Annotated in this window: 9 protein-coding genes; 4 read left to right on the top strand and 5 right to left on the bottom strand. The window is 62.7% G+C overall.

Going from position 1 to position 11,138, the window contains the following annotated elements; translation table 11 throughout:
• Positions 1-140: 140 nt before the first annotated feature.
• Positions 141-872 (bottom strand): TetR/AcrR family transcriptional regulator, encoded by a 732-nt coding sequence (locus M0D67_RS28510; RefSeq protein WP_154558448.1) that lies wholly within the window; start codon positions 870-872, stop codon positions 141-143.
• Positions 873-1,153: 281 nt separating this feature from the next.
• Here M0D67_RS28510 and M0D67_RS28505 point away from each other — a divergent pair, with 281 nt between their 5' ends.
• From M0D67_RS28505 to M0D67_RS28490, 4 genes are all read left to right on the top strand, one after another.
• A complete protein-coding gene (locus tag M0D67_RS28505) occupies positions 1,154-2,335 on the top strand; it encodes an isovaleryl-CoA dehydrogenase (RefSeq protein ID WP_154558311.1) in 1,182 nt (393 codons plus the stop codon).
• 21 nt (positions 2,336-2,356) lie between these two features.
• Positions 2,357-3,964 (top strand): carboxyl transferase domain-containing protein, encoded by a 1,608-nt coding sequence (locus M0D67_RS28500; RefSeq protein ID WP_266240606.1) that lies wholly within the window; start codon positions 2,357-2,359, stop codon positions 3,962-3,964.
• 28 nt (positions 3,965-3,992) lie between these two features.
• On the top strand, positions 3,993-4,778 hold the full coding sequence (locus tag M0D67_RS28495; RefSeq protein WP_171926176.1) for an enoyl-CoA hydratase/isomerase family protein: 786 nt from the start codon (positions 3,993-3,995) through the stop codon (positions 4,776-4,778).
• Positions 4,779-4,898: 120 nt separating this feature from the next.
• The gene (locus tag M0D67_RS28490) at positions 4,899-6,926 is read left to right on the top strand and encodes an acetyl/propionyl/methylcrotonyl-CoA carboxylase subunit alpha (RefSeq protein ID WP_266240605.1); all 2,028 of its coding nucleotides are present in this window, start codon (positions 4,899-4,901) and stop codon (positions 6,924-6,926) included.
• A gap of 9 nt (positions 6,927-6,935) precedes the next feature.
• Here M0D67_RS28490 and M0D67_RS28485 read toward each other — a convergent pair whose 3' ends face one another.
• The 4 genes from M0D67_RS28485 to M0D67_RS28470 form a co-directional block, all read right to left on the bottom strand.
• Positions 6,936-7,727 (bottom strand): phosphate/phosphite/phosphonate ABC transporter substrate-binding protein, encoded by a 792-nt coding sequence (locus tag M0D67_RS28485; RefSeq protein ID WP_266240604.1) that lies wholly within the window; start codon positions 7,725-7,727, stop codon positions 6,936-6,938.
• Between the two features lie 19 nt (positions 7,728-7,746).
• Positions 7,747-8,025 carry a DUF1488 family protein gene (locus tag M0D67_RS28480; protein WP_171926179.1) on the bottom strand — a complete coding sequence of 93 codons (279 nt, stop codon included), beginning with the start codon at positions 8,023-8,025 and terminating at the stop codon, positions 7,747-7,749.
• 183 nt (positions 8,026-8,208) lie between these two features.
• A complete protein-coding gene (locus tag M0D67_RS28475) occupies positions 8,209-10,377 on the bottom strand; it encodes a pyridoxamine 5'-phosphate oxidase family protein (RefSeq protein WP_266240602.1) in 2,169 nt (722 codons plus the stop codon).
• Between the two features lie 38 nt (positions 10,378-10,415).
• Complete coding sequence (locus tag M0D67_RS28470) at positions 10,416-11,057, bottom strand: glutathione S-transferase family protein (RefSeq protein WP_266240601.1); 642 nt, start codon at positions 11,055-11,057, stop codon at positions 10,416-10,418.
• Positions 11,058-11,138: the final 81 nt, after the last annotated feature.

The following is an 11,138-nucleotide window of genomic DNA, read 5'->3' as shown; positions in this document are numbered from 1 at the left end:
GCCGCCCCGCACAGGGGCAACGCTAATAGACCACTAACAATGCAAGGAAAGGCACGAAAGCCAGAACAAGGAAAGGCCAAAGCCCTAAGAACACTGACAAAAAGCGCCGCGCGGACAAAAAACGCAAAAAACCAAAACCACTATCCACCACGAGGCGCCCGAGCCGCCTCATCAAACCGCCGATTAGCCTCAACAACCTCCGCCCTGAACTGCTGCAAAGCACTGACCTCCAAATCCGGCGGCATCAAAGCCGCCCATAAAACATCGATTAACTGACCCGCGGTAGCGTCAATATCGATATGCCGATTAGCCAGCGTAGCGTCCCACAGCACATGTTCCATCGGCCCAAACACCATCGACCGCAACAACCTCAACGGCATGTCAGCCCGAATCTGCCCAGTCTCCTGGCCCTGCGCCAACACCCGCATCAACGGCGCCGTATACCGCCGCTGCAATTCCGTCAGCGCCTCACTCAACTCATGATGCCGGGCCCGGCCCTCGGACAACACCAAAGCACACAGGTCCGTGCCATTGACCAGCATCAACCGCAAATGCGTCCGCACAATAAAAGCAAACTGCTGCCGCACGCTGCCATCCCGCGGCAGCCCCGACTCGATCGCTTCAATGATCTCGTCGTACCAGTCGCCAATCACCCGCGCGCATAACTCGCGCTTGCCGCGAAAATAACTGAACACCGTCGCCTCGGAAATCCCCAGGCGCTGCGCAATCTCCGCCGTCGTCGCGCGCTCGTAGCCCTTCTCGGAGAACACGTCGCGCCCCGCCTGCAAGATCTCCCTCACGCGCTGCTGTGACTTGCGCCCCGCCGGCTGGCGGCGCGAGGCAGGTAACTCAGCCTTCATGGCAACCGTCATATGAGTCCAGTTCAGATTTGTGAGGCCAATCGCCTCGGTCACACCCATTCCATCACTGTATAGCGGCTCCAGACACATGCCAACCGGTTTCTGAGTGATACTCAAAAATACCACTTGACGCTTACGTAAATCTGGCGTGAAATGCGCCTTGAACGTTTCGCGCCTCGTGCGGGGTGGTAAAGGCGGCCCATAAGGCCGCCGCCGTCCGCTGAGCCGCACTCAGACGGGCCGGCACCCACCCAGGCTAAGCCGGTCCGCCAACGAACTCTGGAGACACTGCAATGAGCAACCTGCCCGGTTTGCAATTCCCGCTCGGCGAAGAAATCGAAATGCTGCGCGACAGCATCGCCGGATTCGCCGCCAAAGAAATCGCCCCGCGTGCCGCGGAAATTGATCGCACGGATCAGTTCCCCATGGACCTGTGGCGCAAATTCGGCGACCTGGGCGTGCTCGGCATGACGGTCTCGGAGGAGTACGGCGGTGCGAATATGGGCTACACGGCGCACATGGTCGCGATGGAAGAAATCTCGCGCGCGTCGGCATCGGTCGGTCTCTCATACGGGGCGCACTCGAATCTGTGCGTCAACCAGATTCATCGCAACGGCACGGCAGCGCAGAAGGAAAAATATCTGCCCAAGCTGGTCTCCGGCGAACACATCGGCGCGCTCGCCATGAGCGAACCGAACGCGGGTTCGGACGTCGTCAGCATGAAGCTGCGCGCGGACAAGAAGGGCGACCACTATGTGCTGAACGGCACGAAAATGTGGATCACCAATGGCCCGGATTGCGACACGCTGGTCGTCTATGCCAAAACCGATCCCGAAGCGAATTCGCGGGGCATTACCGCGTTTATCGTCGAGAAGGGCATGAAGGGTTTCTCGGTCGCGCAAAAACTCGACAAGCTCGGCATGCGCGGTTCGCATACCGGCGAACTGGTGTTCCAGGACGTCGAAGTGCCGGAAGAAAATATCCTCGGCCAGTTGAACGGCGGCGTGAAGGTGCTGATGAGCGGCCTCGATTACGAACGCGCCGTGCTCGCCGGTGGCCCGACCGGCATCATGGTCGCAGTCATGGACGCGGTCGTGCCGTATATCCACGACCGCAAGCAGTTCGGTCAGCCGATCGGCGAATTCCAGTTGATTCAAGGCAAGGTCGCCGATCTGTACACCACGCTGCAAGCGTGCCGCGCGTATCTCTACGCTGTGGGCCGTCAACTCGATACGCTCGGCAAGGAACACGTGCGCCAGGTGCGTAAGGACTGTGCGGGCGTGATTCTCTACACCGCTGAAAAAGCGACGTGGATGGCCGGCGAGGCGATCCAGATTCTCGGCGGCAATGGCTATATCAACGAGTATCCGGTCGGCCGTCTGTGGCGCGATGCGAAGCTCTATGAAATCGGCGCGGGCACGAGCGAAATCCGCCGCATGCTGATCGGCCGCGAACTGTTCGCCGAAACGGCTTGAGCCAAGAGGAGAAGCCACGCAATGCCGATCATCGAATCAAAGCTGAATCCGCGCTCGGACGACTTCCGCACCAATGCGGCGGCGCTCGAAGCGCTGGTCGCCGATCTTCGCGCGAAGGTCGAGAAACTCGCGCTGGGCGGCGGGCAAGCGGCGCGCGACAAACACACGGGCCGCGGCAAACTGCTGCCACGTGAGCGCATCGAGAAACTGCTCGATCCGGGCACGCCGTTTCTCGAGTTCTCGCAACTCGCGGCCTACGGCATGTATCACAACGATGCGCCGGGCGCTGGCGTCATCACGGGCATTGGCCGCATCGCGGGGCAGGAGTGCGTGATCGTCTGCAATGACGCGACGGTCAAGGGCGGCACGTACTATCCCGTCACCGTGAAAAAGCACGTGCGGGCGCAGGAAATCGCTGCTGAAAATCATTTGCCGTGTGTCTACCTCGTCGACTCGGGCGGGGCGAATCTGCCGAATCAGGACGACGTGTTCCCCGATCGCGATCACTTCGGCCGCATCTTCTTCAATCAGGCAAATCTGTCCGCGGCAGGCATCCCGCAGATCGCCGTCGTGATGGGTTCGTGCACGGCAGGCGGCGCCTACGTGCCGGCCATGAGCGATGAATCGATCATCGTCAAGAATCAGGGGACGATTTTTCTCGGCGGCCCGCCGCTCGTCAAAGCCGCAACCGGTGAAGTGGTGAGCGCGGAAGACCTCGGTGGCGGCGATGTGCATACGCGTCTGTCGGGCGTGGTCGATCATCTCGCGCAGAACGACGCACATGCACTGGGTATTGCGCGCAGCATCGTCGGTAATCTGAATCGCACGAAGCGGGTGCCGGTGGCATTGCAGGAGCCGAAGCCGCCGCGCTACGACGTGAAGAGCATGTACGGCGTGATTCCCGTCGATACGCGCAAGCCGTTCGATATCCGCGAGGTAATCGCGCGTATTGTCGACGATTCCGCTTTCGACGAATTCAAGGCCCGCTACGGCACCACGCTCGTGTGTGGCTTCGCGCATATCTGGGGGCACCCGGTCGGCATCATCGCGAACAACGGCATTCTGTTTTCGGAGTCGGCGCTCAAGGGCGCGCACTTCATCGAACTGTGCTGCCAGCGCAAGATCCCGCTCGTGTTCCTGCAGAACATCACGGGCTTCATGGTGGGCCGCAAGTACGAAAACGAAGGCATCGCGCGTAACGGCGCGAAGATGGTGACGGCCGTGGCCACGGCGAAGGTGCCGAAGTTCACGGTGATCATCGGTGGTTCGTTCGGGGCAGGCAACTATGGCATGTGCGGCCGCGCGTATTCGCCGCGCTTCCTGTGGATGTGGCCGAACGCGCGCATTTCGGTGATGGGCGGCGAGCAGGCGGCGTCGGTGCTGGCCACGGTCAAGCGCGATGGCATCGAAGGCAAGGGCGGTTCGTGGAGCGCCGAAGAAGAAGAGGCGTTCAAGCAACCTATCCGAGACCAATACGAGCATCAGGGTCACCCGTACTACGCAAGCGCTCGTCTGTGGGACGACGGCGTGATCGATCCGGCGCAAACGCGCGATGTGCTTGGCCTCGGCCTCTCGGCGACGATGAACGCACCGATCGAAGACACGCGTTTCGGCGTGTTCAGAATGTGACAGAGCGCAAAGCGCAGGAGCTGCAACGATGCAATACGAAACGCTGAATGTCGCTTTCGCCGGGCAGATCGCCACGGTCACGCTGAATCGGCCGGACGTGCGCAATGCGTTCAACGAAACGATGATCGCCGAAATCACCTCGGTTTTCACGGCCTTGAACGTGCGCGACGACGTGCGCGCAGTAGTGCTCGCCGCGAACGGCAAGGCATTCTGCGCAGGCGCCGACCTGAACTGGATGAAGAAGATGGCCGGCTACTCGGACGACGAGAACCGTGCCGACGCGATGCTGCTGGCGAACATGCTGTCGTCGATCTATCGCTGCAGCAAACCGGTGGTTGCACGGGTGAACGGCGACGCATACGCGGGCGGCATGGGTCTGATCTCGGCGTGCGATATCGTCGTTGCGGTAGAGAGCGCGCGTTTTTGCCTGTCGGAAGCGCGTCTCGGCCTGATCCCGGCGACCATCGCGCCGTACGTGATCCGTGCGTTGGGGGAGCAGGCGTCGCGCCGCTACTTCACGACCGCTGAGCAGTTCGATTGCGCGACGGCATTCCGCCTCGGCCTGGTTAGCGAAGCAGTCAGTGCGGAACAACTCGACGCTACCGTGCAGCAGATCGCCGAGACGCTTTGCGCAAACGGTCCGCAAGCGGTGCGTGCCTGCAAGCAGCTCGTGCAGGACATCGCTGGCCATGAGTTGAACGAGGCCATGATCGAAGACACGGCGGCGCGCATCGCCCGCACGCGAGCCGGTGCGGAAGGCCGTGAAGGCGTCGCGTCGTTCCTCGAAAAGCGCACGCCGTCCTGGCGCGATTGACATGCCGTTGAAACGTAACTGAAACGCACCTGAAGCGCGGGCAAGCCTCCACTCCAGGGCGCTGTCCGGCCTTCGCCAGAACAACACAGCCCCGAACGGGACACTTCACCGAGACACCTCATGTTCAACAAGATCCTGATTGCCAACCGCGGCGAGATTGCCTGCCGGGTCGCCGCGACCTGCAAGCGGCTCGGTATCGCGAGCGTGGCCGTGTATTCCGATGCGGACGCCAACGCGAAACACGTGGCCGCATGTGACGAGGCGGTACATATCGGCGGTTCGACCGCGGCGGAAAGCTATCTGCGGGTCGAGCGCATCATCGAAGCCGCACGTGCAACCGGCGCACAGGCGGTGCATCCGGGCTACGGCTTCCTGTCGGAAAACGAAGACTTCGCGCATGCCTGCGAAGCGGCCGGCATCGTCTTCATCGGACCGCCGGTCGAAGCGATTGCCGCCATGGGCTCGAAGGCGGCCGCGAAGGCGCTGATGCATGCGGCGGCCGTGCCGCTCGTGCCGGGTTATCACGGCGACGATCAGGATCCTGAGTTGCTGCATCGCGAAGCCGATGCGATCCGTTATCCGGTCTTGCTGAAGGCGAGCGCGGGTGGCGGCGGCAAAGGCATGCGCGTGGTCGAGCGCACTGAAGATTTCGCGGCGGCACTGGCGTCGTGCAAACGCGAAGCGGCCAGCAGTTTCGGCAACGACCGCGTGTTGATCGAAAAGTATCTGACGCGGCCGCGTCACGTGGAAGTACAGGTGTTCGCGGACCGTCACGGCGGCGCGGTGTATCTGTTCGATCGCGATTGCTCGGTTCAACGGCGTCACCAGAAGGTGCTGGAAGAAGCGCCGGCGCCGGGCTTGTCGGCGGAAATCAAACGCGAGATGGGCGAAGCGGCCGTGGCCGCCGCGCGTGCGGTGAATTACGTGGGCGCGGGCACGGTCGAGTTCATCATGACCAGCACGGGCGATTTCTACTTCATGGAGATGAACACGCGCCTGCAGGTCGAGCATCCAGTCACGGAAATGGTGACGGGACAGGATCTGGTGGAATGGCAATTGCGCGTCGCCGCCGACGAACCGCTGCCGCTTTCGCAAGAGCAACTGAAAATCGACGGCCACGCGATCGAAGCGCGTATTTACGCCGAGCATCCGGCCCGTGGCTTCCTGCCGTCGACGGGTACGCTCAAGCATTTGCGCATGCCCGAAGGCGTCGAATTCACCATCGGCGCGGCCGGCCTAGGCGAGCCGGACCGCAAAGCGCCCGTGCGCATCGACAGTGGCGTGCGCGAAGGCGACGCCATCACGCCGTTCTACGATCCAATGATTGCCAAGCTGATCGTCCACGGCGCGACGCGTGAAGAGGCGCTCGCGCGGATGAATCGTGCGCTGCGTGCCTGCGAAGTGGTCGGCCCGCATACCAACGTCGAGTTCCTGCAACGCATTGTCACGAGCGAACCGTTTGCGACTGGCGATCTCGATACGGGTTTGATCGAGCGTCATCACGATGCCTTGTTCGCGCCCGTGAAAAAGCCCTTCAAGGAAGCCCTGGCGCTCGCTTGCGCCGCATTGTTGACGCGTGAAGGCGGCACGGCGCACGGCGCGTCGCCGTGGGATGCACTATCGCACTGGCGTCTGAACAGTGGCTATACGCAGACGCTCGGCTGGCGTGACGTCGAAAACGAAAGCGTTTTCACGGCCACGTTTGCTCGCGACGGCGCCACGCAAACGCTCGAACACGACGGCGTGCGCGAAGGCTTCACCTGGTCGGAAGGCACCGGTCAGCACGAATACCGCGCGACGATCGGCGACGCGCGGGTCACGGGGCGTGTTTTCGTCGACGGCGACACGTTCCACGTGTTCTGCCTCGGCGAGGCGCTGGCGTTCGAGTGGCAGAACCTGCTCGCCCATGCCGCGGATGCTGAAGGTGGCGAAGGCCGCTTGACCGCACCGATGCCGGGCAAGGTGATCGCGCTGCTGGTCGAACCGGGCACGGTGGTGGAGAAGGGCACGCCGCTGATCGTGATGGAGGCGATGAAGATGGAGCACACCATCGGCGCACCGGCGGCAGGCACGGTAAAGGAATTCCTGTATGCGGTTGGCGATCAGGTTGCCGACGGGGCGCAGCTTCTGGTGCTGGATGTGGGCTAACGGCCGTGCTTAAGCGAGGCGCGCGTAGCCGGCGGCGCGCGCTTCGTTTTCGAGTTGCTCGATCCGTGCGTAGTCGGTGAGCGGCAACGCGGAAAAACCCTTCAAACGCAGGCGTTTGGCACGTTCTGGCTGGGCACGGTGCGCTTCGTTGAGTGCCTCGCGCAGCGTCTCGATCGTCGCGGACGGCACATTGTTGGAGGCAATCAAAGGCAAACCCGGCGATGCAGCGGTCAAGCCGATTTGCCGAACCTTTTGCGCCAATTCTGGCAATTCATCGCAGACAAAGGCGAACGTCACGCAGTCGATTGCGGCGACGTCCGCCCGATTGTCGACCACCGCCCGCAACGATCCGAGATGCGAGCCGGTGCGCAGGACCGCGCTGAAAAACGCACCGTCGCGCGCAAGCGGCGCCACCGCGTGGCGAAACACATTCATGCCGCTATTCGAATCGTCCTGATTGTAGGCGGCACGCGCGCCACGGCAAGCCGCAATTGAATCGAACTGCGCATCCGCCCGCGTCACCAGGACGCTCGAATAATCCGCCCCTGCGCAGCCCGGCGCATCGAATTGCGGCGTAGCGATCACCTGAACCTGCTCGTTCAAGCCATGCACCAATGGATAGCCGCAGGTTTGCGAGAGCAGTACGTTGGGGCGCCGCCAGAAACCATGCAGTTCTTCGTCGGGCTCGACGATGCGGCAGTCCGGGCCCACCATGCGCAAGACGTCGTCTAACCACTCGCGCCACACAGTGGCAAGCGCGGGCGTCACGTTGTACATCGGCAGGGCGGCGATCCAGGTCATGGACGCGATTCTGGCATACCTACTGTCTGACCATTCGAAATTCGTCGAGCCCGAGGCGCACGGGCTCGGTCTGTTTGAACGGCCATTTGCACTCCACCACCTTCAATATTTCCAGTTGTGCGTCTTCGAACGCGACGAGCAAATCCGTGCGCCGCTTGCTCGCGGCTCCACAATAGGTCATCAACGCCTCGGCGCTGACCTCGAAGACCTGCACCCGATCGTCATAACAGACGCGGAAGGCGACGGTTGCGCATTCCGTGACACAGGGCCTGAATCCTTCATCGACATATACCGACATGACAACCTCCCGCCGCACGCCCGAGTCATCAGGATGACTGGCCGTAAGCTTTCGGTATGTGGGAAAACCGGCATTTGCTGTAAAAATGCCGGGCACCCGCTTGATCTTACCGATCGGAAACAGTAGGCACCTGCGTGGCCGCATGCGTAGTCCGATTTTGCCTCAGGACGGCGGGCCCGTCATTCAGAGTTCCAGCGACAGTCCGTCCTTCGCGGCGACGTCGTCGGCGAGCGGCCGCCCCATGCAGATGAGGGCATGGCCTGCGTCGATGGGGGCGTCCGTGGGTTCTTCGTAGGCGACTCGCCCGTTTAACACGCGCGTGGAGCATGTCCCGCACATCCCGGACCGGCAGCTCGACGGCGCGGCGATCCCGCATGCCTCGGCGAGGTCGAGAAGCGTGCCGTTCTTCGGCAGCCATTGAACCGTGCGCTGCGATCGCGCGAACGTTACGGGTATGCCTGCTCCATCGTTTGCCGGTACGTTTGCGGGGCGCGAGCTTTGGGCGTTTTCCGCCACCGCCGCTGGGATTGCCGTGCGTTTGACGGTTGCCGGTCCAAACGCCTCAAAGCGGATTCTGTTATCGGCGACGTTGAGCGCGCGCAATCCTTCATACAGTTCACGCATGAACGACTCGGGGCCACACAGATAGAAGTCGTAGTCGTCGAAGGGCAGTGCGCGCTTGATTTCCGCTACGCTCACGCGACCGGGCAAGGTGCCGGAAGGCGCGTGGGTGGCTGGATCGGTGGCGCTGTCGAACAGGTGCATCGAGACCGCTGGATGGCGCGACGCGAGGTCCTGCAGGTGCGCACTGAACGGCCGATCGACGTTGCGTCGCGCGCCATGGAAGAAATGCAGCGGCCTGGGCGGACTAAGCGGCTCGCGCGCGGCAATGGCGTGATGCAGCATCGTGATCATCGGCGTGATGCCGATACCCGCCGAAATGAACACGGCGGGGCGCAGGCTGGCTGAATCGTAGGTGAATGCGCCACGCGGTGCCATCGCTTCGATCTGCATGCCGGCGGCGAAGCGGTCATGCAGCCAGGCTGAGCCGACCCCGTCGCGTTTCACGGTGATCCGGTACTGCCGCCGGTTGCTCCCGTCGGACAGCGTATAGGTGCGCGTCAGCGGTTTGTCCAAGCCGTCGACCGGCACGCGGATCGGCAGGTATTGCCCAGGCTCGTATGCCGGCAACGGCGAGCCGTCCGCCGATTCAAAATAGAACGAGCGGATCATGGACGTTTCTTCGTGCACGGCTGCGATCCTGAGCTTCTTCCACGGCGATTCGAGCGTTGCAGCAGGCAGGGAATCGAGCGGTGAGGCCGACAGGGAATCAGGCAACGAAGCAGGCGGTGCAGCGGGCACAGAAGCGGCCAGTGAAGCCGGCGCCACGAACTGTGGCGCATAGCCGACTTCCGACCAATGAAACGGTAACGCCTGGCGGCTGCGCCGCACTTCGGTAATACGAAAGCGCACCAGCCGCTCGGCCAATGGAAACTCAGCCAGTTCCGGACCGTCCCAGACGATTTCGGCGAGCGCCGCGACGTATAGCAGGTCGCCGCTCGCGAAGTCTACGAACAACAAGCCGGCGCGCGGATCGTGGAGCAGATTGCCCAGCGTGTTGAACAAGCGGTTGCCGCTGAAATCGGGCGTTGTCAGGGTGGTCGCGTCGTCAATGCGCACGAAGCCCGGTATGCCGCCGCGATGCGAAACATCGGCGCCGCGAGCCGGGCCCGCTTCTTCGCTGACGTTCGCGCTGGCGATAAAAAAAGTATCCGCGTTGGCCAGCAATGCGCGGTCCGCGTCGCTGAGTTGGATCGACGTTTCAACGGGTGTCCGCGTGCCAGTTGCGCCGCGCGCAACGAAGGTCGGCGTACGGCTTTGAATATATTTTGCACAGTTGCCAAAGCTTTGCATGACCTCGAGCGTGACCGTATCGCCATCTACCGACGACACCACGCCGTTGACGCGATTGCGCCGGCGGGTCTGCGCCTGCAGCCCCAGGCCACCGACCATCATGCCGGGCTGCCAGTACCCAGCCAGCGGATCGCCCGGTAAAACGCCGCCCTCGATCCGCAACGTGCGCGGATCCGGGGACGATACAAAGCCCGGTTCGGCCGCGCGCAACGTTGCCCACGGCTGGCCGTTTGCGTCGAGCCCGCCGAACACCATGAATGGCTGTTCGGCGTAAAACTGCCGATGCTGGTCCGGCATATACCGACGGATGCCTCGACGGCCAATCGACTCCGCCTCTTCGTTTACTCCCACATGTCGCTGTACCAGGAGTTCGGCGGCGTGAAACGGCGACTCGGCGGCGTCCCAGCCGCGCGGCGCGCCGGAAGAATGCTGGGACATATCGGCCTCTGCCCGTCAGGGCGTACGCATTTCTCTGGTTAAGCGGCGAGCAGTCCGGCCTTCGTTGCAGGCATCGCGATGAAGCGTGGCAGCGCTTCGACACGGCGGAGCCACGCCCGGATGTTCGGGTACGGTTCGAGCGAGACGCCGCCTTCCGGCGCATGGGCGATATACGTATGCGCGGCGATGTCGCCGATGCTCACATGGTCCCCCGCGGCGAAATTCTTGCCGGCAAGCTCGGCGTCGAGCACGTCGAATAGCTTGTGGGCGATCTTCTGCGCGGTGTCGAGATTGAGCGGTGCACCGAATACCGTCACCAGCCGCGCTGCGCACGGTCCGTAAGCGATCTGTCCGGCGGCGAGCGAGAGCCAGCGTTGCACGGCGGCGGCGCCGAGCGCGTCTTCCGGCAGCCATGACGGGTCGCCATAGCGTTTCGCCAGATAGACGAGGATTGCGTTCGAATCGAACAGCACCGTCTCGCCATCTTCGATTGTCGGCACCTGGCCGAACGGGTTGAGCTTCAGGTATTCCGGGCGACGATTGTCGCCGGCAGCCATGTTCAGTTCGATCACTTCAAAAGGCAGATCGAGTAATGTCAGGAACAACTTCACGCGGTGCCCGTGCCCGGAGAGGAGCGTGGTGTGAAGGCGGATCGGCTGGGCGGGTCTGGCGGCTGACATTGAAAGCTCCTGGGGCGGGGAAAGCCGACAACCGTCGACTGGAATGGGGTAAGCGTACCGGCTCGCGGCACCGCGCAGAAG

This window comes from Paraburkholderia sp. SECH4 (assembly GCF_030511745.1).
Taxonomy (GTDB): domain Bacteria; phylum Pseudomonadota; class Gammaproteobacteria; order Burkholderiales; family Burkholderiaceae; genus Paraburkholderia; species Paraburkholderia madseniana.
This window is presented reverse-complemented; position numbering and strand designations above follow the sequence as displayed.